Here is a 25,069-nt window from a genome sequence, read left to right on the forward strand (position 1 = left end):
CTATGACTGATTCGACGCCGGGTCAACGTTGGACCTTCTTTGCAGTGATTTCGCTCGGTCTGCTGATGATCGGGCTGGACAATTCAATTCTGTATACGGCGTTGCCGGAGCTCAACGAGCAGTTGCACACCACCCCGACCCAGGGCTTGTGGATTATTAACGCCTACCCGCTGGTGCTGGCGGGGCTGCTGCTGGGCACGGGCACGCTGGGTGACAAGCTGGGACACCGCCTGATGTTCATTGTTGGGCTGGTGGTGTTCGGGGTGGCGTCGCTGGCGGCGGCGTTTGCGCCGTCGGCGTGGCTGCTGGTTGGCGCGCGCGGGCTGCTCGGCATGGGTGCTGCGGTGATGATGCCTGCGACGCTCGCGCTGATTCGCCTCACGTTCCCGGACGAGCGGGAGCGCAACACCGCGATCGGCATTTGGGGGTCGGTGGCCGTGGTGGGTGCGGCGCTGGGCCCGCTGGTCGGTGGCGCGCTGCTGGAGGCGTTCTGGTGGGGCTCCGTCTTCCTGATCAACGTGCCGATTGTGCTCATCGCCCTGGCCCTGACGTTCTGGTTGGCCCCGGAGAACATGCCGAACCCGGCGAAGCACTGGGACCTTATCTCCTCGGTGTACGCACTGTTCGCGCTGTCGGGCCTGACCATGGCTATCAAAGAATTGGTGAACCCGAACTCCGGCTGGTCCCTGTTCGTGGTGGCGGTGGTGCTGTGCGTCGTCGGCGCGGTGTTGTTCGTGCGCCGCCAGGGGAAGCTGGCGGACCCGCTGCTCACCTTCGACATTTTCAAGTCGCGGATGTTCACCGGCGGCGTCGTCGCAGCAGCCGGCGGCATGTTCTTCATGGCCGGCGCCGAGCTGATGACCACGCAGAAGCTCCAGCTTGTCGACGGCTTCTCCCCCCTCCACGCCGGCGCCACCATCATCGCGATGGCGGCGGCCGCGATTCCGGCGTCGACACTTGGGGGTGCCTACCTGCACAAGATTGGCTTCCTGCCTCTGATCGGCGGCGGCTTCCTGGGCGCCGCTGCTGGTGCCGCTGCCCTGATTTGGGGTTCGGACGCGGGCAGCCTCGGCATCGAGATCGCGGCGCTGGCCGTGATGGGCTTTTCGGCGGGTTCGGTGATGAGCGTGTCCTCGATCGCGATTATTGGCGCGGCGCCGCTGCACCGCTCCGGCATGGCCGCCGGGGTGGAGGAGGTCTCCTACGAGTTCGGCACCCTGGTCACCGTCGCGCTGACCGGCTCGTTGCTGCCGATGTGGATGGTGCGCAACCTGCCCGCCGAGCTGCAGCCACTCGGCATGGATGCAATTTACGACGCCTCCACCAACGCCCTTGCCGCCCCGGCCTACGCTGGGGCGTACCACAACGTCCTCGTGATGATCGCCTGTGCGGCCCTGATCTTCGGCGCTGTGACCTGGTGGTGCTTCCACGACAACCCGAAGTCCGGCGACGCGAAGGTGGCGGCGTAAATGAGCGCACGCAGCTGGCACCGGAAGGCGTCCAAGCCGGTGAGCATCTGGATGTGGGTGTTCATCTTGATCGGGCTCACCCACACGCTGTTCCCCGAACCGGCGTGGCTGCTGATTCACATTTTCACCCTTGGCATCGTGGCGAACTCGATTGTGCTGTGGAGCGTGAACCTGACCGAGCGTTTCCTGCAGCAGCGCCTTCCCGAGGAAGCGCGCCCTGCCCAGTTGTGGCGCACCTGGATCCTGAACGCGGGCGTCGTGTTGGTGCTCGTGGGCCAGGTTCTGGCCAGTTGGTGGGAGCTGCACTGGTTGGTCACCTGGGTCGGCGGCTGCCTGGTAGCGGGTGCGGTGCTGTGGCACGCGGTAGTGCTCGCCCGGTTGGTGCGTGACGCCGGGCCGGAGAAGCGGCACCGACCCGCGGCGATTGGGTACGTGGCGTCGGCTGCCTGCCTGCTGGCGGGGGTGTGCTTCGGCGCGGCCCTGTCGATGGGCCTGCCGGGCACCTGGCAGGAGCAGATTCGCCAGGCGCACCTGTTTACCAACGTTGGCGGCTTTGTGGGCTTGGCCGCGATGTCGAGCCTGAGCGTGCTGTTCCCGACGATGTGGCGGATCAACGGCATGCGGGACCGCACCCGCGTGGCCATTTGGGGCGCGGTGGCCGGGATTGTCTGCGCCGTCGTCGGCGCGCTGCTGGGGATCTCGCAGGTGGTCGCGGTTGGTGCGTTCGTCTACGTCGGCGCGTGGCTGTGGCTCTTCCAGGGGTTCCTGGTCAACGTGATCGACGTGTTGCGCGACCCACGCGACCGCATCACCTACCCGGGACTTTCCGTCTTCGTGGCGATGTTCTGGCTGATCGGCACGATGCTCTGGTACGCCGTGGGGCTCGTGCGGACCGTCCCGGAGATCCCCACGCTGGCGCTCCTGCTCGGCTTCGTGGCGCCGTTGCTGATCGGCACCATGAGCTACCTGCTGCCCACCACGATGGGCGGCGGGCCGAAGGCGGTGCGCGCCGGGCTGCTGGAACTGTCCCGGGGCACCTACTTCCGGGTCGTGCTGTACAACCTCGCGCTAACGGTGTGGCTGCTGACGGAGCAGTCCTGGCTGCGAGTGGTGATGAGCCTGCTCGTGTTCGCCGTGCTGGTGGCGTACCTGCCGCTGCTGCGCAGGGCAGTGAAAGCACAGGTGGCGGTGCTGCGGGGGCAGCGTGAGGCCCCGGTGGCGGGCGCCCACGTGGAGCGCCCCGCCGGGCAAGCGTGAGGCCCCGGTGGCGGGCGCCCACGTGGAGCGCCCCGCCGGGCAGTCCGCCCTGGCGCTGGCGCTAGTTGCGGTGGTTGTGGCGTCCTTTGGCGGGATTGCCTGAGCCCGTTCGCCTAGGGCGTGACCACGAACTGGCCGCGCTGTCCCTTTTCGGCGTCGGTCATCTGGTGGTTCACGAAAGTGTACGTCCCGGGTTCATCGAAGGTCATCTCGACGAACCCGCCCTGGGCGGCGAGGAGCCCGATCGCCTGTGAACCGGTGTCAGTGGCGTTTCGGATCTGGTACTGGCCTTCCTTGAACACGGTGTCGAAGATTTCGCCGACCACGTGGAAGCTCAGCGGATTGTCGGGGCCGACGTTGAAGAGCCACACACGGACGGTATCGCCGACGCGGGCCGGAATCGGCCGCTGCTGGTACTGGTTGGGGTAGCCGTTGAACGCGGTGAGGTCGTAGAGCCCGGCGGCGACTCGCTCGGGGTCGGCGCCGTCCTCGCCGACGAAGACCTCGTGTGCGAGGAGGACGTATTCGGCGTCGACAGGCGTGAGGTCGGGTGGGTCGATGATGACGGAGCCGAACATTCCGTTGGCGATGTGCAGGCTCATCGGCATGGTGGCGCAGTGGTACATCCAGATCCCGTACCGGCGGGCCTCGAACTCGTACGTGAGCGATTCACCCGGAGCGATCTGGGCCATATTTGTATCGGGGTTGACCTCACCCGCGTGGAAGTCGATGGAGTGCTCCATTGTGCCGTCGTTGACGATGGTGATGCGGAACAGGTCACCGACGCGCCCGCGCAGTACGGGACCTGGCATTTTTCCGTCGAAGGTCCAGACGGGTTGGGTGACGCCGGGCGCGACCTGACGCTCGCTTTCGGCAACGTGCCAGGTGTGTTCGTGCACTGTTCTTTCGGGAGCATCGGGCGCGGGAGGCAGCGCCGGGTCGCGGTAGACCAGGCCGTCGTCAGGCCCATCCGCGGCGACTACCGGTCTGGGCGCGGCGCTCGGCGAAGTGCTCGGGCTCGCCGACCCGACCACGACGTCGAACACCATCCCCATCGCCTTGTGCCCGGCGATCGTGCACCAGCCCTGCGTGGACTCGGTGAAGACGCCGAAGTCGTGGACGACGGTGTCGCCAGGGTCGATGCGCCCGGTGTACTCGCTGCCCAGCTTGAGGTCGTGCTGCTGGTCGTCGGAGTTGGTGATAGTGAGGATGAGGCGGGTACCGGAGGGGACGTCGATACGATTCGGCGTGAAGGTCATGCCTTGGATGTCGACGTCGAGCGTGGTGGCGCCGCTGGTGTCGAGTGGTTCCGGGCCGCGATCGTCGCCTGCGGTCGAGCTCAGCGCGCTGAACGCCACCACGAGCGCCACGAATACGGCGATGATGCCCCACGCCAGGCCGTCGGAGGTCTGCCCTTTTTTATTCACGGTCCCGATCGTAATAAATACGGCCTGGAATAGGGAAAATCCGCGATTTCGGTTTAAGCTGGTAAAGAGCTCTGACCGAAGGAGGACACGTGAATTCGGCGACCCCGCCTCAACCGACGACGGACCTGATGGACCGCGCCGCCGAGTTGAGCGTGAAACAGCGCGAGGTGCTTGATCGCCTAGCTTTGCACCCGCATGGGGCGCAGGTCGGCGACCTTGCCAAGGAGATGGGGATGCACCCCAACACGATCCGCGGGCATTTGGATGAGTTGTTGGCGCGGGATTTGGTGCAGGTCACCACGGCTCCGAGCGAGGGACGCGGCCGCCCGAGCAACATTTTCCACACGCGCACCCCGCACCACTCGACCGTGACTCGCGAGTACATCGGCCTGGTCAGGACGATGGCGGAGTGCCTCACCGAGGGCGATACGGAGAAGGCGCGCGAGATCGGCCGTCAGTGGGCGCGCCAGACCCACAACGGCCGCGAGGTGCAGTCGGACGCCTCCGGGGCGTCCCAGCTCAGCGCCCTGATCGCGATTCTGCGGGACCTCGGCTTCGACCCCTCCTACCCAAACCAGTCCGGCAACATTGGCCTCAACGCTTGCCCGTTCACGACGGTGGGCGTCAGCGCGCCAAGTTCGGTCATCTGTGCCCTGCACGCCGGCTACCTGGATGAACTCAGCGGCGGCATCGTGCACAAGCTGCTGCCGTATAGTCGCCCGTCGCAGTGCGAGATCGAACTATGACTATCGACGACGCCGCCGCCCCCCTGCCCACCGCGGAGCTGATGCGCCGCGCGGCAGAGCTGAGCCCGAAGCAGCGTGAGGTCCTCGATGCGCTCGATTCTTTCCCGGAGGGTGCCTTGCTCAGCGAGCTGAGCAAGGAGCTTGGCATCCACGTCAATACTGTGCGCGGCCACGTCGATGAGCTGGCGGAGCGCGGTTTGGTGGGCTGGCGCGTGGCCAGCCGCACTACCCGCGGCCGCCCCTCGCACGTGTACCACGTGCGCACCCCACAGCATCACGCTGTGATGCACGAGTACGTCGCGCTCGTCGAGTCGCTGATTGAGTCGCTCGCCGGCTTCGATCTGGACGCTGCCCGCGACTTCGGGCGCGCGTGGGCGCGGCGCAACGCGGACCGCTTCGGCGAGCCGCCAAAGGACTTCGAGGAGCTCGCCGCCGCCTTCGGCGAGCCGCCAAAGGACTTCGAGGAGCTCGCCGCCGCGGTGCTGCGCTCCCTGCGCGAGATGGGCTTCGACCCGCTCGTCCGCGAGGCTGACGGCGACGCCTCCGTGGAAGTCGGCCTGCAGGCGTGCCCGTTCGTCGCCGCCGACGGCACCCCGCCCGCAGCCACGATTTGCGCACTGCACCAGGGGTTTATCGACGCCACCATCGGCCCCCACCACCTCGACTTCATGCCGTTCGACGCGCCGGGGCAGTGCGGGGCCCGGCTGGTTAACCGATCAGCCAGTCGTTCGGACTAAACAGCTCGAAGTACACGTTCGCCGGGTTCAACTCGGCCAGGTCGTCGCGGATGGACTGCAGGAAGCCCTCGCCGCCGCACAGGTACACATCCGCGCCGGAAACGTCCAGGTCAGCGACGTTGAGGCGCTGGCCCTCGGCACGGAAGTAGGGGTGCAGGGAGGCGTCGTCAAGCTTGTCGACGAGCATCCGCATCTCATCCGCCTGCGCCCACGACTGCTGTGATTCGTCGGCGTGCGCGACCGTGACCTTGCGCGGCGAGCCTTCCGCCGCGAGGTGCCCCAAGATGCCAGTCATCGGCGTGGATCCGATGCCGGAGGAGATCAGCACCACTGGGTTCGAGCCCGGCTGCAGCACCAGGTCACCGGCGGCGAGTGTTGCGTCGACGGTGTCGCCGACGTTGACGTGGTCGCGCAGGAACGTGGACACCTCGCCCTCGGTTTCCACGGCGATGCGGTAGTGGGAGGCGTCGCCTTCGATGATGGAGTACTGGCGCAGCTGACGCGCGCCGTCCGGCAGCTTCACGCCGACCGACGTGTACTGGCCCGGGCGCGGCGCGGTGAAGTCGCCTTCCAGGGCGTAGGCGTAGACGGTGTCGCTGAGCTGGGTTTTCTCCGTGACGGTGGCGGTGCGGAACACGTCGCCGGCTTCCACGCCGTCCGATTCGTAGAGCTTGCCTTCGTGCTTGATCAGGACGTCGGCCATCAGCCAGTACACCTTGTCCCAGGCCTCGGCGACTTCTGGGGTGACGGCGTCACCAAGCACCTCGACGATGGCGGCCATCAGGTTGTCGTGCACGATCTGGTACTGGTCTGCCGTGATGCCCAGCGAGACGTGCTTGTGCGCGATGCGGTCCAGCATCATCACAGGGTCTGGCGCGTCTGGGTCCACCAGCTGCGTGGCGAACGTCGCTACCGACGCCGCCAGTGCCTTCTGCTGCGCGCCCTGCTTCTGGTTGCCACGGTTGAACGTGTCCGAGATGAGCTCGGGGTGGGCGGTGAACATCTTGTTGTAGAAGGTCTTCGTGATCGTCTGAATGTTCGCGCCTACCGGCGGGAGCGTCGCCTTGATGATCTCGGCGTGCTCGTCGCTCAGGTATGCCTGTTTCGGGTTTGGTTTCTCGTCAATGAACATAAACACGAATATACTCGTGTTTATTAATCTTCGAGATTTTGGTCCAGTCGCTCTTCGTCGCTGCGGCGCCGCGAGCGCTGCCAGCGCGGGGCGAAGATCGCAGCAGCGCCACCGCCGACGATCACGCCGATGACCATGCCGATACTGCCGCTCGGGTCACTGTCGAAGTCGTTAAAAGCGATTCCGGCTAAGGCGATCGCGAGGAAGATCCAGATGGGCAGGGTGGACAGCGTGAAAATCTTGGGCGGGCGGGGCCGCGGGGCGTAGTTCTGCATCCACAGCGCGCCGGCGGTTTGTGCGAGCGTGCCGGGCAACAGCGCGAGCAGTGAGTAGATGGCCACACCACTTGGCAGGACCCAGGCGAGGATCGCCATGATGAACGTGGTGGTGTACAACAGCGTCTCCGAGGTCACGGTGCTGGACTGGTGGAGGATCTGCTGCTGGTATTCGTCGTCGGTGCCCTGGTTTGCCAGGGCGATCTTCTTGTCGCCGTACTGCTTCAACATGGGGTTATCCTTCCTGTTCGTCGCCGAAGAGGGCTTCGACGGTTTTGCCGAGGGTGTGTGCGATGTCGAGTGCGAGGTGGACGGAGGGGGAGTAGTTGCCTTTTTCGATGTTGGCGATGGTCTGGCGGGACACTCCCACCTGTGCGGCGAGCTCGGCCTGGGAGAGTTCCTGCCACCGCCGCCATTTGCGGACCATGTTTTCGTGTGCGTCGGGCATCAGCGCTCCTTTCTGCTTTATAAGCGCCTAAGACAAACAATAAACTAAACGCGCCACTATGTAAAGGAAAGTAGGCAAAAAGGTAAGAGTGGGCGTCGCTAAGCGCAAAATTCTAGACTGCGTACCTCGATAAGATCCTTGACCTCGTCCGCCATACCACCCAACATCCCACATGTGGGATGTTATGTGGGATGTTATGTTGCGCGGTAGCGCTGGCGGGGGCTCTTATGCGGCTCTGTTCGCTCCGCCTCTCCGGCGTCTACCAGGCGATTGAGTGCGTTTTGGACCGCTGTTCGGCTCAGCTGCGTCTCCGTTACGAGCTCGGTCGTGGACCAGGACTCCTTCGTGGCAAGGAGATCTTTCACTTGGTCGATGGCCGTCCCGTGCCGCTCTGCTGCGATGATTCTGCGTTTGTGGAAGGTGATCGTGAAGTGCGTGAGCGAGTTCGCATACGTGGGTGGGGGCATGAGCGCTTTGGCAAGCGCTTGTTCGATCACGGCGATTCCAGAGCCACGGTTTTCCGCGACGGGCCCGCCGTCGTCGAAGCGCAGTTCCTCCAGGAACGTAGAAAGCCGCTGGTTGCGTGAGTTACTGACCCTGGCGTCGCCAAGGTTCTCCGTGGTGACGCCGCCGTAGAGGCCCCCAGGATTCGTGATCTCCAGACGGTCGGCGAACATCATAATCTGGACCTGGCCTCCGCGCGCGGCAGGGGAGTAATCGCGGTGCATGACGGCATTGACCAGCGCCTCGCGTACTGCCTCTACCGGGTAGTCCGGCATGTCTTTCCTGTACACATCGCCGATGACGCTCGCGGTGCGCATGTTCTTCTTCACAAGTTCGACGCCCGCTTCGACCATCTCGGGAATCGTACCGGTGAGCGTCGCGTTGTCCAGGAACCGAATCCCTTCGGCGACTTCCCCGATCTCAGTGCCTGGCAAGAGAGTAAACGTAATGGTCAAGCGTGGGAAGAACTGCTGTGGGTACTCGCCCATCGTGAGAAGCGCAGCGAGTGTGGGGTGCTCACCGTCGAGGATGCGCAGGCGCTGCATTGCGGTCACATCACCTTGCTTGAAGGTGCGCGGCCGCAGTGATTTCTGATGGGAGAGGTAGGGGGTGAGCAGGTCGGTATCCAGGTCGTCCGGGGAGGCGTCTGCAACTGGTTCTTCATCCCACGTGGGTTGGGTGCGTTCCTCGAGCAGGCGGTCAATTTCGTAGGGCTCGAGGCGTCGCTCGCCTTCCCCGGTGCGGGTGAAACTACCCTTGTACATCCCTCGTTCCTTGACGTAGCAGGGCTGCTCGCGCGGGGGAAGGGCGGGCACCTCGACGACTACAATCGCCGATCCCTCGAACGGCACCGGTGTGACAAGCGGCCGAAGCACTGGTGAGAGCTGGTCACAGCGCGACGCGACCGCATCCTGGGCGCGCTGCGCATCGAACCTATCGAGCGGGGCGAAGGATGCGTCCTCGCTCAATCCGATCAAAATGACTCCGCCCTGCGTATTCGCAAACGCCGAGAGCGTCTCCAGAATGCTCTTCCCGACGTTCGATTTCACCTCAACTCGCGGGGTCTCACCAACCAACCGCAGATCTGCGACGATCTTCGATACTTCTTCTACCTGCATAAACTCAACATACCACATAACATCCCACATGTGGGATGTTATGTGGTATGTTATGTGGGAAGTAAGCTGGTCGGCATGCCAACTCCAGTGCCCGCGTACCTCGATAAGATCCTTGACCTCGTCCGCGACGACGACGCCGGCGAGCTCGCCGACTACATCGAGTCGCTGCGCACCGCCGACCCGGACAAGCTCGGCCTCGCCGTATGCACCACGTCCGGCCACCTGTACTCCGTCGGCGACGATAGCTACGAGTTTTCCATCCAGTCGATCTCGAAGCCGTTCGTGTACGCCCTCGCGCTCGAGGAACTCGGCGCCCAAGAGGTGCACAAGGTCGTGGGGGTTGAGCCCTCGGGGGAGGCCTTCAACGCCATCTCACTTGACGACGCCACCAACCGGCCCTCAAACCCCATGATCAATGCGGGCGCCATCGCCGTGAACCAGCTCATCAACGGGGCGGATTCGAGTGTCGAAGACCGCGTCGAGAAGATTCGGTCGTTCTTTTCCCGCCTTGCGGGCCGTGAACTGCGCATCGACCAAAACATCCTCGACGACGAGCTGGCAACCGCGCACCGCAACCTGTCCATCGCGCACTTGCTACGGGAGTTCGGGATGGTGCAGGACCAGGCCCACGACGCCGTGAACTCGTATACGCAGCAGTGCTCCATCCTGGTCACCGTCCGCGACCTCGCCGTGATGGCCGCCACCTTGGCCAACGGCGGCGTCCAGCCGATCACCGGCGAGCGCATCATGTCCGCGAAAGCCAGCCGAGTCACGCAGGCTGTGATGACATCCGCCGGCATGTACGACGGTTCCGGCCGCTGGATGGTCAACGTGGGCATTCCCGCCAAGTCGGGCGTGGCCGGTGGCCTTATCGGGACGATGCCGGGGCAGCTCGGCATCGCGTCGCTCAGCCCTCGCTTGGACAAGCAGGGCAACTCGGTCCGCGGCGTGAAGATCTTCCGCGAGCTTTCCGAATCCCTCGGCCTCAACCTGATGAGCGCCGACTACTACGCGGCGCCAGGAATCCGGACGGTGGATCGTCGAGAAGCGAAGACCGTCGTGCAACTCCAGGGCATGATCAACTTCACCGCTGCCGAGAAAATCCTTCACGACCTCGGCGAATACCGCCTCGCCGGCAACCGCCTGGTGCTCGACGTCTCCAACGTCACCTCATTCAACAAGGCCGGGCGCCTGCTGATTAAGGAAGGCATCAAGCAGATCCGCGACCAAGGTTTCGACGTCTCCATCTACGACCCCGACGGCGCCATGCCCGACTACGAGTTCTCCGACGGCACCAAATTCCGCGCCGTGAAGGACTTCTCCACCTCCTTCGAGGTCCCGGCGAGCCGCACCGAAGTCTTCCGCGCAATCACCAGGCCACAGGAGTGGTGGGACGAAACCATCGAGGGCTCTGCAGACACCGCCGGCGGCGAGTTCCACTTCCAAAACGACGACCAATTCGCCGAGCTCTACGTCTCCGAAGCCGAGCAGGGCGACCGCCTCGTCTGGCGCGTCGAGCCCACCGGCAACCTGCTCGAGGACCCCGAGTGGGACGACACCGACATCATCTTCGAGCTTGAAGACGCCCCCGACGGCGACACCCGCGTCAAATTCACCCACCGCGGCATGCACCCGCACGAGGAAGGCTACGAGGAGGCCGCCGCCGACTGGAAGGCGCGTCTCCGCGACAAGTTGGAGCCACTGATCAAGCGCGAGAGCAAATCTGAGTAGACTGCGCACCAAATTCCCTCGCGCGCTTCCCGCGACCAGGGCTTTTGCAAACCCGCCCCCCAAAATCCCGGAATCTGGTGCAAAGCCGGGGCGCTATGACACCAAATTCCCCCAAGCGCTTGCCGTGACCAGGGCTTTTGCAAACCCGCCCCGAGAAAAACAAGGAATCTGGTGCGCGCACCCACCTTCACATGTTCCGAAAGACGGAATTGGAGATGCGTCAACTTACTCCTGTGATTAGAACTAGAAACACATGCGAAAGTGAGGTGACTCACTGTGCTGGATCTATTGTCGAAAGTCAAGGAGCGAACACCATGGGAGAGCTGAATGCAGACGTTGATGTGCTGGTCATCGGTACGGGACCGGTTGGCCTAGCGCTGGCGAACCTGCTTGGCATCCGTGGTGTTTCGGTCGCGGTCATGGAGAAGCGTGACCAGCTGATTGACTACCCGCGCGGGGTGGGCCTCGACGACGAGTCCATGCGCACCATCCAGGCGATGGGCCTGGCGGAGGAGTTCCGGCCGTACACGATTCCGCACCACATCATGCGCTTGGTCGATGGTGCCGGCAACGTCATCCTGACGAACAACCCGCAGGGTGAGCCGTACGGGTGGCCTCGTAAGTTTGGGTTCCTGCAGCCGCCGGCAGATAAGGCCTCCTTCGATGGGTTGGCGAGGTTCCCGCACGTCACCACCACGTTTGGCCGTGAGCTGGTGAAGATCGAGGAGGTCGAGGGTGGCGTCCGCGCGACCTTTGAGGTCGTGCGTGGTGAAGAGGGGGAGGAGCGCACGGGCGAGCAGGAGCAGATCACCGCGAGGTACCTCGTTGGTTGTGAAGGTGGCCGTTCGTTTACGCGCAAGTGGATGGGGACGGAGTTTGAGGGGAAGTCGCCGTCGACAAGGTGGGTTGTTGTTGACGTCAACAATGATCCGCTGGGCGCCCCGAATGTGTACCTCGGTGCCGACCCGAACCGCCCGTACGTGTCCATTGGCCTGCCGCGCGGGGTGCGTCGTTGGGAGTTCATGCTGTTCGACGACGAGCCGACCGAGAAGGTCGAGGAGGACGCCTTCATTGAGGAGCTGCTGTCGGAGCACATCCCGGAGGGCACGAAGCTGGACGTGATCCGCCGCCGCGTGTTCACGCACCACGGCCGGATGGCGCGGACGTTCCGGAAGGGCAACGTGCTCATTGCCGGTGACGCGGCGCACTTGATGCCGGTGTGGATGGGCCAGGGGTACAACTCGGGTATCCGCGACGTGACGAACCTGTCGTGGAAGCTCGCCGGCGTGCTGCAGGGCAACTTCAGCCCGGAGCTGCTGGATACCTACGATGTCGAGCGCCGCGACCACGCCAAGGCCATGATCGATTTGTCGATGACGTTCGGCACGGTGATTAAGCCGACGGATAAGAAGGTGGCGTTCGTGCGCGACACGGCGGCGAAGCTGATGAACCTTTCGCCGCGTGTCAAGGAGTACTTCGCGGACATGAAGCTCAAGCCGGTGCCGCGCTACGGCCGTGGCGCGGTGGTGGATCAGGCGACGCTGCAGCCTGGTGTTGCGGATCGTTCGAATGATCCGTCGCATCGCCCGCGCATCGTTACGTCGCGCGTTGCGGTGAACAAGATGTCGCCGGTGGGCCTGCAGATCATCCAGCCGAAGGTCGAGTACAACGGCGCTGAGGTGCTTCTCGACGACGCCTTGGGCCTCAACCACGCCGTGGTGACCTGGGGCGTGGACCCGGCCCGCCTGTTCACGCCGGAGCAGCTCGCTGAGATGGCAAAGGCGAACGTCAAACTGGTGTGTGCGGTCAGCCCGACGCAGGTCGAGTGGGCGAAGGAGTACGTGTCGGCGGACACCGAGGTTGTCTCGGATATCACGGGTGCGCTGAAGGGCTTTTTTGATACCCGCGCGGTTGGTACGGTGCTTGTCCGCCCGGACAGGTTCGTTGCGGTGGCAACGCTCAACGCCCAGGCAAGTAAGGCGTGGGAGGCGTACAAGCAGGCTGCAAGCATGCGCGTGCAGTAATTACATTCTGACTACTACTTCAGGGGCACTCAGACAGGAATGTTTGGGTGTCCCTGGTTTTTAACAAGTCCTTATCAAGGAGGTATCGCAAGTGAGCGACTCGAAACACTCGGCGCGGCCGAGAGACTACGCATATTCAGTGTTCGCCATTGTGGTGATGATGGCCGGTACCGCCCTTGTGACGACGAGCCAGCTCGGCACGCCGCCGGTCTCGTCGCCGGTGTACGCGATGACGCTGATCGGTGGGCTGAGCTTCGGAGGTTGGACGTTTGTGCTCAACCTGTTCCTCATCACCGCGCAGTGGTTGATGCTCCGTCAGGATTTCCCTCGCCGGTACTGGCTGCAGCTGCCCGCGCTGTTTGTCGGCAGCGTGAGTTTGGACGGGTGGATGTACGTGTTCCGCCCGCTGGTGTCGACGAATTACGCGGCGCAGGTTGCGCTCGTCGCGGTCGGGTTGGTGGTGCTCGGCTTTGGCGTGGCAATCCTGGCTACAGCCAACGCTGTATTCCTGCCGGGCGAGGGCTTCGTCGCTACCGTTGCGACGCTGCGTCGAAAACCGTTCTACAAGGTCAAGCTGGTCTTTGACATCGTGTGTGTTTTGCTGGCGTTGGTGCTGTCCGTATTGTGGGTGGGCCATTTTGAGGCTGCCCGTGAGGCGACGATCGTCTCAGCGCTGACGCTCGGGTTTATCGTGGGGGCGTTCACCCCGGTTGCCCGGCGGCTGGTGAAGCCGGTCGACTAAGCAATAAGAAAACGCCCCGGAGTAGCTCCGGGGCGTTTGTGTTGCGGTGCTAGCCCTTGAACACATTCGTCTTGGTGAAGCGCTCCGCGTGGCCCATGCTCTGGGCGGTTTCCTTGGAGAAGTAAATCGCCAGCGAGGAGACCACGAACAGGCCGGTGATGATGATGGCCAGCGGGGTCAGGCCGGTCTCCGGGGAGACGAAGCGGGTCGCGACCAGCGGTGCGGTACCAGCGCCGAGGATGGACGCCGCCTGGTAGGTGATACCGGAGCCGGTGTAGCGCAGCTCGGGGACGAACTTCTCGGAGATGAACGCGCCGATCGGCCCGTACTGTGCGGGCTGCACCACGCATACGAGCAGGACCATGCCGATCCAGATCTTGGTTGGGTCACCGGAGTCGATCATGTTGAAAACGATCCAGATGCCGATGATGGAGACCAAACCACCAGCCAGCATGACGCGGCGTCGGCCGAGGCGGTCAGACAGGGCGGCGAGGCCCGGCATGACGAAGATCGCGATGGCGGAACCAACGGTAACCATCATCAGCGCCGTAGAGCGGCCGACTGGCGTTTCAGTTTCAGCGGTCACGTTCACGATGTACGGCACCATGAACGAGCCCTGCAGACCCTGCACGAACAGTGCGGCGGTGCCGGCGAGCGCACCGAGGACCAGCTCGCGCGGAGCCTCCTTCAGCATGCGGACCAGCGGTACACCGGTGTGCACCTTGCCGGCGCGCCGGGCGGCTTCGAACTCTGGGGACTCTTTCACGTTGGCGCGCATGAACAGGCCGACGATGACGATGGCTGCGGAGAACAGGAACGGAACGCGCCAGCCCCAGTCGGTGATGAAGTACTGCTCGGGGTTGGCGAAGTTGTCGCCGGAAGCCTTCGCGAAGATCGCGAGGACCAGCGTCGACAAGATGGCACCTGCTGGGCCGCCAGCGATGGCGACGGAGGCGCCGAAGCCCTTGTTCTTGGCGGTGGAGTTCTCCATGGCCATCAGGGTGGCACCGGCCCATTCGCCGCCGATCGCCATGCCCTGGATGATGCGCAGGATGACCAGCAGAATCGGAGCGGCCGGCCCAATCATCTGCGAGGACGGCATCAAACCGATGGAGATGGAGACAAGCCCCATCGTCATGAGCGTGATGACCAGGACGTTTTTACGGCCGTACTTGTCGCCGAAGTGGCCGAACGCCATCGAACCAATCGGGCGGGAGAGGTAGCCGGTGAGCAGGATGACGAAGGAGAGCATCGTGCCCAGCTTCGGGTCGATGTTCGCGAAGAAGAGCTGCGGGAACACCAGGCCAGCTGCGGCTGCGTAGAGCAGGAAGTCGTAGTACTCCACGGTGGAGCCGAGGAAGGACGAACCAAGGGCGAGGCGTCGCTCTTTCGGCGTGCGCTCATGCTTCGCGAGGTCTACCGGTGGGGCATGGGTGATGTTAGTCATGTGGGTCTCCTGAAAGGGATGGGGTGGTCAGCTAGCGCGCGGACCACGCAACGGAGTGGGAATAGTTTTCGGTTGCCTCAGGGAGAAGGCGTCCGTAGTGGTATTCGAAGGACTGCTGGCGGTAAAACTCGCGGGTAAGTTCTCCGCGCTGCGGCGTGGCGGCCTCGCGTCCGGAGTTGCCGCGGTACTCGCCCGTGGCCATGCGCCCGAACCAGTGATGGTCGTAGATCGTCTGGTCCGCCCACACCTCAAGCAGCATGAGGTGATTGGGCAGCTCCAGGTTCTCCATCCATGCGTAGTAGAGACAGCCCGGCTCGCGGCGGGTCTCGGTGATTTCCTGGGCGGTCAGCGCGCGCATCTCAGGGTTTTCGACGAAAGCGTTCTGGATGACAATGCTGACTGGCCCGCGCGCTGGCCACATGATGCGGGCGTCGTAGCCTGCTTCTGGGGCCCACACGCCGTCGGCGAGGACGTACTTGGACTGCTCGTAGATCTCCGTCGTGCCGTCCTGCACGAATGTGTGCAGGTGCGGCAGCTCCGGCAGCTTTTCGACGATCTCTGCGTAGTCGGACACGCTCTCCGCGAGGATCGCGACGGCGCAGTCCTCGTCCTCGACCGCCAGGGTTTGATAGGCCTCGGCTTGCTTGATGCCGTCGCGCTGGCGGAGGGATGCGACGTCGTGAAGAAGCTTTTCTGGAGCATCGGTAGCTCCGCGGTGAACGATGCGGATCATACGAGCTCCTCGAAGTCGACGATCCAGTCCGGCGCGGCGAACTCCGGCTTCGGTGGCTCGCGGCGCGCGACGATCTCGATGAGGTAGCCGCCGAGCGCGTCGAAGGTGTCGAAGTAGCCGAACTCGGCGGCGCCGCCGCGCAGGTTAGAGCCCATGCACAGTGGGTGGCCAGCCTCGGTCATGGAGGCGACGACCTCGTCCCACTCGGAGTCCTCCGTGGTCATCCACGCGAAGTAGTGGTGGATGCCCGGGCCGCGCTCATCGAAGAATTCGCGGTTGTAGTGGCAGTCGCCGTGGTTGACGGAGATGATCTCGAAGCCGAAGTCGCCGGCGGTGCCCTGGGCGGTGAAGTAGCCGGTGTCGCCGTCCTTGCCGCGGTAGTACGGCTTGTCCAGGCGGCCGAAGCCGGTCTCCCACGTCTTCATCTCGTAGCGCTGGATGCCGAAGACGTCGCGGTAGTGCGGCAGCGCCGCCATGACGTCGTGCACGAGGACACCGAAGTGGTACATGCCCTGCACCGGCTGGGGCGGGCGGGTGTCGGTGCTCACCTGGGCTGGGTCGGCCGCGGTTGCGGGGAGCATCTCGACGAGGAAGCCGCCCAGGTTCTCACGCGTGTCGTAGAAGGTGCGCGTGGCGCCGTCGACAGTTGCTGTGTAGGCGATGTCGTAGCCGAGCGCCTTGAAGTGCTCCGCGACCGCCTCGTCGTTGGCCGCGGTGGAGCGGACCTGCAGGAACGCGATGCCTTCGCGCTTGGTGCGTAGGAACTCGTTGAAGGGGCTCTCGCCGCCGGTTGGTTCGATGATCTCGAAGGTGAGGCTCGACGCCGGGCGCCCGCCTGGGCCTTTCTCGCCGTTCACGGCCGGGGTGGTGCCGACGGCGCTCCGCCAGGTTCCCGGGGTCGTCGCCAAGCGTCGGCCGTGCGCTACCGCGTCGGTCGGTGCGTGCTCGGCGGTGTCCCAGTCGGTGATGCCGTAGATGCGGGAGTACTCCTTGATCTTGGCGTCGAGATCGTAGACAACGACGCCGATGCGCAGGAGGTTCGTGGTTTCAATCTGTGTACTCAAGAGCGTTTCCTTTCTTTAGTAGAACAGAGACAAGTTCTTGACGAGGATGGTTGCCATATCGAAGCGGATCTCACGCTCGAGCACCAGGAATCCGTAGCGCGATTCCGGTGCCCGTACGATGACGTCGCGACGCTCACCTGCGATGGTGTCCTCGTAGCGCTCCCCGCGGGAACGGTAGATGAGGAAGTTCGAGCGGACGGCGAAGGTGCCGTCGCTACGCTCGTCAATGCGCAGGTTGGTGAGCATGTGGCGCGAACGTGACGGCGGTTCCTCGGCCCACGCCATGTTCGTTTGAAGACGGACGACGCGCTGGCGCAGAAACGCCTTGGATTCCTCGAAGTAGACCGACGTCCCTTTCGGGTAGAACTCTTCCTTACGCTCACGGGCCACACGGTTTTCGCGGACCGGCGCCCAGTAGTCGACGTCGTCGTGCATGCAGTCGAGCCAGTCTTCCCACTGCATGTTGTCCATCATTTCAGCTTCGTCGTACAGGAAGCGCGCGATGAGGCGCTCATCTTCCGCACCCGCAGGGGCCTGGGTCACTGCCTCTGACGCTTGCGTGTTGTTGCTCGCCATGGGTTTCTCCTTCAAAGGTCGTGTAAAAGCTAGGGACTAATCGACGTTGCCTTCGTAAGCACCGTCAGAGGCTGCAGCTGCCGCTGCTGCTTCCGGATCCATCACCTTGGTGAAGTCACGCTGGTCAACCTCCGGAACGCCCCCTCGTTCGGCCTTGAGCTGTTCCCAAGACTTGTCTTCCATCAGGTCGCGGTAGAAGCCGTACATGTTCAGCGCGGCGTTGTCCGAGTAGACATGTGCCGTGGATGCGCCTGGGTAGCCGTCATCGTCGTAGCTGACGGGGACGCGGCGCATGTTGTAGGTAAAGCCGGTCTCGCGGGACTTCGCGCCGCGGAGGATGTGCTGCATCTCCTCCCAGTTCTCGGCGTCGTCCTGCTCGAACATGCCGCCAGGGGAGAAGGTGCGCATGACGTCGACACGGATGGCTTCCTTGACCTCTTCCGGCGCGTCCTTTGGCACGAACGCCCAGGACCAGATCTCCATCTCGTTCGGGCCACGCGGGTGGGTGACGCGGAAGGTGTAGTTGCCCAGCAGCATGAAGTTGGGGAAGACGTTCATGTGGCCGCGGACCTCGCGGAACTCACCGAGGCGCTCCACGATGGAGTCACGGATGGTGTTCTCCCACTCGATCAGCGCAGGGCCAGTGTTGGGGATCTCCGCGTCACGCTTGCCGAAGAACGCACCGCCGTGACCGTACGGGCTGAGGAACTGGCGGCCCTCCGGGACCTTCTTGCGGCCGGTCTTGCGGTCGAAGGTGTCCGAACCGGAGCTGAGCGCCTCCACCGCGGAGACGTGGGAGATCTCCGAGTGCTGCATGTCGGACGTCGGCTGCTCAACGTTGAACTTCCAGTTCGCTGGCAGGACCCACTTGTGTACAGCGATGGCTTCCATGCCGCCCTCGTAGCGGTCCATGTAGCCATCCAGGTAGTACTTCGCGTTGCCCAGGTACTCCTCCAGCGGCGGGATCGTCTCATCCCAGGAGCCGAAGATGAAGCCCTTGTAGTTCTCGATGCGCGGCACCTTGATCGCCGACAACTTCGACTTATCGATGCCCTCCGGGTACGCATTGTTCTCATGCGGGATGTTGGTCAAGTTGCCCTCAAGGTCGTAAGACCAGCCGTGGAAGGAACACATGAAGGACTTCGCCTGACCGCGGTCAGCGCGGCAGATACGCATACCGCGGTGGCGACACTGGTTCAGGAACGCCTTGACCTCGCCGGACTTCTGGCGCACAACAATGACCGGGTCCTCACCAATGTAGGTCTGGATGTAGGACCCGCGCTTCGGCAGCATCGACTCGTGCGCAAGGAACACCCAAGTGCGCTGCCAGACGGTCTCCAACTCCTGGCGGTAGATGTCCTCGTCGGCGAAAATCTTGCCGGAAACGTATCCTCCGACCGGATCAATGAGTTCTGCGATCTTACTCATAGCCACTTCCCCTCTGTGATCTGTGTCATCTGTGGGAGTGACTTTAAACGGAAGAATAATTGGCTAAAACCCACGTTCCAGTCAATGGAACAGCCCCGGCGGGCATAAAAGGAGGGGCCTCGGGGCTCAAAGTTCAGCCTAGGATAGTCTTCCCGACTCTTCCCGGGGGCCAGTGCCAAAAGACGCAAGCCTAAACATCCAGCACTTTTATTACCAGCTAGTATGAATAGCTAGCCCAAAAGAGGTTGCGTCCATTGGCACTCAGACCTTACTCTACGCACACCAAATTCCCTCACGTGCTTCCCGCGACCAGGGCTTTTCCAAATCCGCCCCGCGAAAAACAAGGAATCTGGTGCGCGCGCTACATCCTCGGCAGCCGCACGCGCGGAATCAGGTCCGCGTACGCCGCACCGCCGAACCCAAGCGCCAGCAGCAGCGGCAGGATCAGCCACAGCCAACTACTTGCCGACGACCCCTCCGCCCCACTCGCAGCCCCTTCCGTCTGCTGCGTTGGTTTGGCCTGCTGCGTAGTTTCCGGCGCCTGGCTAGTTGTCCGCGGCGCGGAACTTCCCGGCCTCGTCGCAGGTGTTGAGGTTGCCGCGGACACCTCGGTGGTTGGCTTTGCGGCTTCGGTTGTCCGCGGGGCGGAATCCTCAGTGGTCGGTTCTGTCTCCTCGGTTGTCCGCGCGGCGGACACCTCCGAGGTTGGGGTGGACGTTGTCGCTGGTGTTGAGGTTGCCGCGGACACCTTGGTGGTTGGCTTTGCGGCTTCGGTTGTCCGCGCGGCGGACACCTCCGACGAAGTTGTAGGGGCCACGGCTATCGTGGACAGCTTTGCCGAAGTGGTTGTCCGCGCGGCGAAATCCTCGGTAGCCGGTTCTGTCGTTTCGGTTGTCCGCGCGGCGGAACTTTCAGCAGTGGGTTCTGGCCTCTCCGTTGTCCGCGCGGCGGACACTTCCGATGAGGTCGGGGCAGCCGTTGTCGCTGGTGCCGAAGCTGCCGCGGACACCTCGGTGGTTGGCTTTGCGGCTTCGGTTGTCCGCGCGGCGGACACCTCCGACGAAGTTGTAGGGGCCACGGCTACCGTGGACAGCTTTGCCGAAGTGGTTGTCCGCGCGGCGAAATCCTCGGTAGCCGGTTCTGTCGTTTCGGTTGTCCGCGCGGCGGACACTTCCGAAGTTGGAACAGACGTTGTCGCTGGTGTTGAGGTTGCCGCGGACACTTCGATCGTTGGCTCTGCGGCTTCAGTTGTCCGCGCGGCGGACACCTCGGACGAGGTTGCAGGGGCCACGGCTACCGTGGACAGCTTTGCCGAAGTAGTTGTCCGCGCGGCGGACTGCTCACTCGAAGGAATTTCGGTCGGGGTTGTCCGCGCGGCGGAACTGTCAGCAGTGGGTGCTGTCTCCTCGGTTGTCCGCGCGGCGGAATCCTCAGCGCTCGGTTCAGTCGTTTGCGTTGTTCGCGCGGCGGACACCTCCGAGGTTGGGGCAGCCGTTGTTGCTGGTGCTGTGGTTGCCGCGGACACCTCGGTCACGGTCGTTGGTGAGACCTCAGCCTCGGGTGCTTCAGCCTCGGATGCCTCATCCTGGGGCGACTCGGACGGCTTGGTTGTCTCGGCTTCAGGCTTGTTGATGTACTGCTGCAGCAGCTTCTGCAGATCGAGCATGTCCTGCTCGAGTTTCTTTGCCTCGTCGAGGTTGTGGGTGAGCTCGTCGATATCGATTTGATCTTCGGGTTCGGCGGAAGTGTCTGCAGGTTCAACGCTTTCGGAAGCTTCGGGTGTCCGCGGGGCGGACTCTTCCGGAGCTGAAGTAGACGTTGTCGCTGGTGTTGAGGTTGCCGCGGACTCCTCCGAAGAAGTCTCGGGGGATTCGGGCTCAGCATGAGCTTCGGATTCCGACGGTTCCGGAGCTGCTTCAGATTCCGACGGTTCCGGTGTCCGCGGGGCGGACTCCTCGGTCGGCTCGGCAGCCGCAGAAGGCTCTACCGTTGCAGAAGGCTCGGCAGCCTCGGTCTCAGAAGCCTCTGTCTCCGCGGGCGCGTTCTTCAGTTCCTCCAGCGCGGCGGCTTTGTCGGCGATGCGTTTGGTGGCGTCGGTGATTTCGTTGTCCACGGCGCGGAGGGCGCGTTCGAGGGTCCACTTGTCGGCGTTGTGCCAGAAGCCGGTGAATGGGTTGCGCTCTTGCCATCCGGTGAGTGCGGCGAGGTTGGCTTCGATGTTGGCCTTGCGGTGGGTGGCGGCTTCGAGGGTGCTGTTGGCGAACTCGAGCTGTCGAGAAGCGTCGTCGATGTTGGTGGGGGTGGTGGCGTCGTAGCGGTCGGCGCCGTGGCCCTCGTGCGAAGGCGTTGCTGCTTCGACGGTTTCGAAGAGTTCGATGGAGCGGGTGATGTTGTCCAGGCGGGCTTGTTCGAGGTCGAGTTTGGCTTTGCGGGCGTCGCGACGGTTCTTCAGGCCCTCGAGCTCCTTGGTGTTGGAGGGGGCGAGCCAGCTGAACCAGCTGGAGTCGACTTCTTTTTTGCGTTTGGTGTAGGCGGAGTCGGCTTCGTCGAAAAGTGCTTGGCGCTTGGCCACTGCCTCCTGCTGCGCGGTGATGCTCTCAAGGGCTTCGCGCAGGTTGGTGGGCAGGGCGACGGGTTTGATGTCGGGTTCGGGGGCGTCTTCGTAGGCGGATGGGTCTTTGCCGTTGAAGTCCTCGAGCTGCTTCTTGGTCACGGCGAGTGTTTTGCGTGCGGCGTCGAGGGAGGTCTTGGTGGTGCGGACGAGGAGTTCGGCGGAGTCGACGAGCAGTTTCTGCTGGTCGTACTCGGCTTGCTTGGCCTTCTTGTTCTCCTCGCCGATGGCGAGGACGACGCCCCAGCGCTTCATCTCGAGGACAGCCTGCGCGCCCTTGAGCGCCAGGTCGGCTTTCCATAGCTGGGATTCGAGTTCGGCGACTTTGGCTTCGCCCTTTTCGACGAGCCCCTGCAACGCCTGCCCGCCGAGGCCGAGGAGGCCTTGCGCTTCGGCGTAGTGGGCGGTGGGGTTGATGGTGGCGGGGACGGTGACGGCGGTGCCGGTCAGGGCGACAACGAGGGCGCCGGAGGTCAACTTGTGCATGCGCAAAGTTTAGGGGATAGACCTCTCGAAGTGCTACTTCTGTGTAGCGGCGAGTGCCCCCGTGAGTGCGCCGATGGCGGTGTCGATGATGTCGTCGCGTTCGGGGGCGGGGCAGCTTTCGTCGACCCAGTCGATGCAGACGGCGTCGAGGAAGCCGAGCATCCCGGATGCGGCGCGTGCGGCGTGCTCGTCGTCGCGGCCCAGCAGGGAGCACAGCGTTTCGACGGAGGCGTCGCGCATCTCAATGCGCAGGTTGATTGCCTCGGTGGGTTCGGCGCCGCCGCGGCGACCGGCCAGCCACACGAACGGGTGCTCGGCGACGTGGTTGAGGTAGCGCTCCAGGGTGCTGCGCAGAGCCTCGTGGGTGTCGGTGTTGGGGTCGAGGTGGTCGTCGAAAAGCGGCTGGGTGTGTGCCTTGAGGAAAGCGGTGTAGAGCCCTGCCTTGGATTCGAAGTAGTGGAAGAGGAGGCCTTGGGACACACCGCAGGCGTCGGCGATGTCCTGGGTGGAGACTTCCACGTAAGGTGTGGTGGAGAAGATGTCCGTGGCAGCGGCGAGGATTTCTTCCTGGCGTTGCTCGACGCTGAGCCTCCGTCGTGGTTGTGTCATGGACACCACCCTACAGTACTGAGCTTTGCTCAATAGAAAGTGTGAGGAACTTGTCCACGTCAGACATTATCTGGTGGCACGTCTACCCGCTGGGCGCCACGGGCGCACCGATCCGCGAGGAGCACGACGAAGCGCCGCGCCTGCGGCAGCTCGAGCCCTGGTTGGACTACCTGATCGAGCTCGGCTGCAACGGGCTGCTGCTCGGCCCGATTTTCAAATCGGTGTCCCACGGCTATGACACGCTGGACCACTTCCAGATCGACCCCCGCCTGGGCACCAACGAGGACTTCGACCACCTGATGGCCGCCTGCCGCGAGCGCGGCATCCACGTGATGCTCGATGGCGTGTTCAACCACGTCGCGCGCACCCACCCGCTGGTGGCGCAGGGCCTGGCCGGCGACACGGACTGGGAAGGCCACGGCGAGCTGGCCACCCTCCACCACGAGGACCCGCGCGTGGCGGACCTGGTCACCGACGTCATGTGCTACTGGCTCGAACGCGGCATCACGGGCTGGCGCCTGGACGTGGCGTACTCGGTGCCGCCGGAGTTCTGGCGCACCGTGCTGGCGCGCGTGCGCGAGCGCTTCCCGGACGCGCTCTTCCTGGGCGAGGTCATCCACGGCGACTACGCCGAGATCGCCGCGGCGGGCACCCTGGACACCGTCACTCAATACGAGCTGTGGAAGGCCCTGTGGTCCTCCATCAAGGACGTGAACTTCTGGGAGCTTGACCACGCGCTGGGCCGCCACCGCGACCTGTGCGAGCACATGGTGCCCAACACGTTCGTCGGCAACCACGACGTGGACCGGATTGCTTCGAAGGTGGGGCAGGACGGCGCGCTTGTGGCCACGGCGCTGCTCATGGCGCTGCCCGGCATGCCCAGCATCTACTACGGCGATGAGCAGGGCTTCGAGGGCCTGCGCGGGGAGGGGTTCGCCGCCGACGACCCCGTGCGCCCGCCGCTGCCAGCCAGCCCCGCGGAGCTTTCGAGTCTGGGGCAGTGGATCTTCGAGGAGCACAAGAAGCTCATCGCTTTTCGACGCCGCCACCGCTGGCTCGAAACCGCCACCCTCGAGGTGACCGACAAAACAAATGAGGCGATCACCGTGGCGCTCGAATCCGGTTCGGAGCGCGCGACGGTGACCGCCTGGCTCGACCCCGCGCCGGGCGTGCGCATCACGTCCGGGGGCGAGACCTGCTACGAGTGGTCTGCTGTCTAACCGCTAGAACGGCCTAGAACGGCAGGGAGGAACCCGGTGCGTACTTGGCCAGCAGCTCCCGGGCAATGACGGACAGGTCCGGCAGGCGCAGCGTGACCGCGCCCGCGACCGGCATGTCGAAGGTGGGCACGTTGGCGGGTGCCAGCGTGATCACAGGTGTGCCCTGCGGTGCGGGTGCGGGGGCCGGCTGGGCATTCTGCTGGGCGGGGGCCGGTGCAGTCTGCTGCTTATTTGCAGGCGCGCCCGTGGTGCCGCGCAGGCCGCAGCGGTTGGCGGCTTCCTCCACGCGGCCGAGCGCGGCCTGGATCTGCGGGCCGCGGCGGTCGAAGGCTGCGATGGTCTGGGCCTGGCGCTTCTTGGCGTTGAAGTCGGCGTCGTTGGTCCAGTAGCGGGATGCCTGATCGCAGGAGATCTGGCCTGCGGGCAGCTTTGCCAGGGCGTCGTCGATGGCGTCAGCGGAGGCCACGCCGGTAGAAACGGTGGCGGCCATGAGTGCGGTGAGTGCAGCTGTGCGAATTTTCATAGCCGCCAGTATGTCACATCAGCCCCATCTGTCACACCCGGTTAGGCGTCGAGGAAGCGCCGAATCAGGCTGCGGTAGGCGTCCACGGTGAGGTGAACGTCCTCGATATCCACGTATTCGTCGTGGCCATGCAGCAAATCCAGCACCTGACCCAGGTGACGCTCACGGGCGTGCATCGCAAATCCGTAGCCCACCCCGCCCTTGCGGCGCGCGAAGCGCAGGTCCGAGCCGCCGGCGGCGATGGTTGGGACCACCACGGCGTCGGGGAAGAACTCGGCGTAGGTCTCGCAGATCGCCTGATAGAGCGGCGAGTCGGTGGGGGAGATGGTGGCGTCCTCGGTGATGAGGTGCTGGATCTCCACCTCGCTGGCCAGGTCGCCGAGCGCCTCGCGCAGCTGCTCGTCGATCCACTCCTGGCTCTGGCCGGGCAGCGGGCGGATGTCCAGCTCCATGTAGGCCATGGACGGCAGCACGTTAATGGCCTCGCCCGCGCGCAGTACCGTAGGCGCGATGCTCAGGTGGCTCATCGCGTGCGAGTAGCGCGCCAGGTCGCCGAGCGCCTCGTAGCCCTCGCCGCGTAGCAGGGCGGCCTCGGTCTCGGGGTCGAACTTCCAGGCGCGGATGTAGTCTGGCCACGGCTGCTCCGTGGTCACGGAGGGCTGCACCGAAGCGATGCGGCGCGCAACCTCCCCGATCTTGGTGACGGCCATGTCGCGGCCGTGCGGGGCGGAGCCGTGGCCGGCGTCCCCGCGCACCACGAGG

Annotated in this window: 22 protein-coding genes and 1 pseudogene; 9 read left to right on the forward strand and 14 right to left on the reverse strand. The window is 64.2% G+C overall.

Annotation, left to right across the window (positions count from 1 at the left end; all coding sequences use genetic code 11):
* Nucleotides 1-2 precede the first annotated feature (2 nt).
* Both BQ4436_RS03210 and BQ4436_RS03215 read left to right on the forward strand, forming a co-directional pair.
* On the forward strand, nucleotides 3-1,469 hold the full coding sequence (locus BQ4436_RS03210; RefSeq protein ID WP_070975494.1) for an MFS transporter: 1,467 nt from the start codon (nucleotides 3-5) through the stop codon (nucleotides 1,467-1,469).
* Nucleotides 1,470-2,726: a hypothetical protein gene (locus tag BQ4436_RS03215; RefSeq protein WP_070975495.1), complete on the forward strand. Its 1,257-nt coding sequence runs from the start codon at nucleotides 1,470-1,472 to the stop codon at nucleotides 2,724-2,726.
* 113 nt (nucleotides 2,727-2,839) lie between these two features.
* Here the strand turns inward: BQ4436_RS03215 and BQ4436_RS03220 are convergent, their stop codons facing one another.
* Nucleotides 2,840-4,153 (reverse strand): multicopper oxidase domain-containing protein, encoded by a 1,314-nt coding sequence (locus BQ4436_RS03220; RefSeq protein WP_255366102.1) that lies wholly within the window; start codon nucleotides 4,151-4,153, stop codon nucleotides 2,840-2,842.
* Between the two features lie 89 nt (nucleotides 4,154-4,242).
* Here BQ4436_RS03220 and BQ4436_RS03225 point away from each other — a divergent pair, with 89 nt between their 5' ends.
* Nucleotides 4,243-4,899, forward strand: a complete 657-nt coding sequence (locus BQ4436_RS03225) for a helix-turn-helix transcriptional regulator (protein WP_083329414.1) — start codon at nucleotides 4,243-4,245, stop codon at nucleotides 4,897-4,899.
* Entirely contained in the window at nucleotides 4,896-5,636 is a 741-nt protein-coding gene (locus tag BQ4436_RS03230; RefSeq protein ID WP_070975497.1) for a helix-turn-helix transcriptional regulator, read from the forward strand. Before BQ4436_RS03225 ends, BQ4436_RS03230 begins: the two co-directional genes overlap by 4 nt.
* Here the strand turns inward: BQ4436_RS03230 and BQ4436_RS03235 are convergent.
* The 4 genes from BQ4436_RS03235 to BQ4436_RS03250 form a co-directional block, all read right to left on the reverse strand.
* Nucleotides 5,608-6,768 carry a globin domain-containing protein gene (locus BQ4436_RS03235; RefSeq protein WP_070975498.1) on the reverse strand — a complete coding sequence of 387 codons (1,161 nt, stop codon included), beginning with the start codon at nucleotides 6,766-6,768 and terminating at the stop codon, nucleotides 5,608-5,610. The two genes, BQ4436_RS03230 and BQ4436_RS03235, sit on opposite strands and share 29 nt — an antisense overlap.
* A gap of 23 nt (nucleotides 6,769-6,791) precedes the next feature.
* Complete coding sequence (locus BQ4436_RS03240; protein WP_070975499.1) at nucleotides 6,792-7,274, reverse strand: hypothetical protein; 483 nt, start codon at nucleotides 7,272-7,274, stop codon at nucleotides 6,792-6,794.
* 4 nt (nucleotides 7,275-7,278) lie between these two features.
* Nucleotides 7,279-7,491, reverse strand: coding sequence for a helix-turn-helix transcriptional regulator (locus tag BQ4436_RS03245; RefSeq protein ID WP_070975500.1), 213 nt, complete (start codon nucleotides 7,489-7,491; stop codon nucleotides 7,279-7,281).
* A 194-nt stretch (nucleotides 7,492-7,685) separates the two neighbouring features.
* Nucleotides 7,686-9,113, reverse strand: a complete 1,428-nt coding sequence (locus BQ4436_RS03250) for an ATP-binding protein (protein ID WP_070975523.1) — start codon at nucleotides 9,111-9,113, stop codon at nucleotides 7,686-7,688.
* 75 nt (nucleotides 9,114-9,188) lie between these two features.
* On the opposite strand from BQ4436_RS03250, the pseudogene BQ4436_RS03255 reads away from it, so the two are divergent.
* The 4 genes and pseudogenes from BQ4436_RS03255 to BQ4436_RS03265 all read left to right on the forward strand — a co-directional run.
* Nucleotides 9,189-10,430: pseudogene (locus BQ4436_RS03255) on the forward strand (glutaminase); the annotation flags it as partial.
* Nucleotides 10,422-10,844, forward strand: coding sequence for an SRPBCC family protein (locus BQ4436_RS12455; RefSeq protein WP_255366105.1), 423 nt, complete (start codon nucleotides 10,422-10,424; stop codon nucleotides 10,842-10,844). The pseudogene BQ4436_RS03255 and the gene BQ4436_RS12455, both read left to right, overlap by 9 nt.
* A gap of 314 nt (nucleotides 10,845-11,158) precedes the next feature.
* Nucleotides 11,159-12,868: a bifunctional 3-(3-hydroxy-phenyl)propionate/3-hydroxycinnamic acid hydroxylase MhpA gene (locus BQ4436_RS03260; protein ID WP_070975502.1), complete on the forward strand. Its 1,710-nt coding sequence runs from the start codon at nucleotides 11,159-11,161 to the stop codon at nucleotides 12,866-12,868.
* Between the two features lie 91 nt (nucleotides 12,869-12,959).
* Complete coding sequence (locus BQ4436_RS03265) at nucleotides 12,960-13,610, forward strand: DUF6198 family protein (RefSeq protein ID WP_143000785.1); 651 nt, start codon at nucleotides 12,960-12,962, stop codon at nucleotides 13,608-13,610.
* Between the two features lie 49 nt (nucleotides 13,611-13,659).
* Here the strand turns inward: BQ4436_RS03265 and BQ4436_RS03270 are convergent, their stop codons facing one another.
* The 7 genes from BQ4436_RS03270 to BQ4436_RS03300 form a co-directional block, all read right to left on the reverse strand.
* Nucleotides 13,660-15,057 carry an MFS transporter gene (locus BQ4436_RS03270; protein WP_070975504.1) on the reverse strand — a complete coding sequence of 466 codons (1,398 nt, stop codon included), beginning with the start codon at nucleotides 15,055-15,057 and terminating at the stop codon, nucleotides 13,660-13,662.
* A 31-nt stretch (nucleotides 15,058-15,088) separates the two neighbouring features.
* Nucleotides 15,089-15,790: a putative quinol monooxygenase gene (locus BQ4436_RS03275; RefSeq protein ID WP_070975505.1), complete on the reverse strand. Its 702-nt coding sequence runs from the start codon at nucleotides 15,788-15,790 to the stop codon at nucleotides 15,089-15,091.
* Nucleotides 15,787-16,854, reverse strand: a complete 1,068-nt coding sequence (locus BQ4436_RS03280; protein WP_070975506.1) for a VOC family protein — start codon at nucleotides 16,852-16,854, stop codon at nucleotides 15,787-15,789. The genes BQ4436_RS03275 and BQ4436_RS03280 overlap by 4 nt, the downstream gene beginning before the upstream one ends.
* A gap of 15 nt (nucleotides 16,855-16,869) precedes the next feature.
* A complete protein-coding gene (locus BQ4436_RS03285) occupies nucleotides 16,870-17,430 on the reverse strand; it encodes an aromatic-ring-hydroxylating dioxygenase subunit beta (protein WP_070975507.1) in 561 nt (186 codons plus the stop codon).
* Nucleotides 17,431-17,466: 36 nt separating this feature from the next.
* The gene (locus tag BQ4436_RS03290) at nucleotides 17,467-18,858 is read right to left on the reverse strand and encodes an aromatic ring-hydroxylating oxygenase subunit alpha (RefSeq protein ID WP_070363325.1); all 1,392 of its coding nucleotides are present in this window, start codon (nucleotides 18,856-18,858) and stop codon (nucleotides 17,467-17,469) included.
* A 361-nt stretch (nucleotides 18,859-19,219) separates the two neighbouring features.
* Complete coding sequence (locus tag BQ4436_RS03295) at nucleotides 19,220-21,955, reverse strand: hypothetical protein (protein ID WP_070975508.1); 2,736 nt, start codon at nucleotides 21,953-21,955, stop codon at nucleotides 19,220-19,222.
* A 33-nt stretch (nucleotides 21,956-21,988) separates the two neighbouring features.
* Nucleotides 21,989-22,564 (reverse strand): TetR/AcrR family transcriptional regulator, encoded by a 576-nt coding sequence (locus tag BQ4436_RS03300; RefSeq protein ID WP_070479017.1) that lies wholly within the window; start codon nucleotides 22,562-22,564, stop codon nucleotides 21,989-21,991.
* A 50-nt stretch (nucleotides 22,565-22,614) separates the two neighbouring features.
* On the opposite strand from BQ4436_RS03300, the gene BQ4436_RS03305 reads away from it, so the two are divergent.
* Nucleotides 22,615-23,784: an alpha-amylase family protein gene (locus BQ4436_RS03305; protein ID WP_070363322.1), complete on the forward strand. Its 1,170-nt coding sequence runs from the start codon at nucleotides 22,615-22,617 to the stop codon at nucleotides 23,782-23,784.
* Between the two features lie 13 nt (nucleotides 23,785-23,797).
* On the opposite strand, the gene BQ4436_RS03310 is transcribed toward BQ4436_RS03305, so the two are convergent.
* Entirely contained in the window at nucleotides 23,798-24,307 is a 510-nt protein-coding gene (locus BQ4436_RS03310) for a hypothetical protein (RefSeq protein ID WP_070975509.1), read from the reverse strand.
* 41 nt (nucleotides 24,308-24,348) lie between these two features.
* The coding region (locus BQ4436_RS03315) for a M20/M25/M40 family metallo-hydrolase (RefSeq protein ID WP_143000786.1) at nucleotides 24,349-25,069 on the reverse strand (721 nt) is incomplete at its 5' end.

It is taken from the genome of Corynebacterium sp. MC3 (assembly GCF_900099485.1).
Taxonomy (GTDB): domain Bacteria; phylum Actinomycetota; class Actinomycetes; order Mycobacteriales; family Mycobacteriaceae; genus Corynebacterium; species Corynebacterium pseudogenitalium.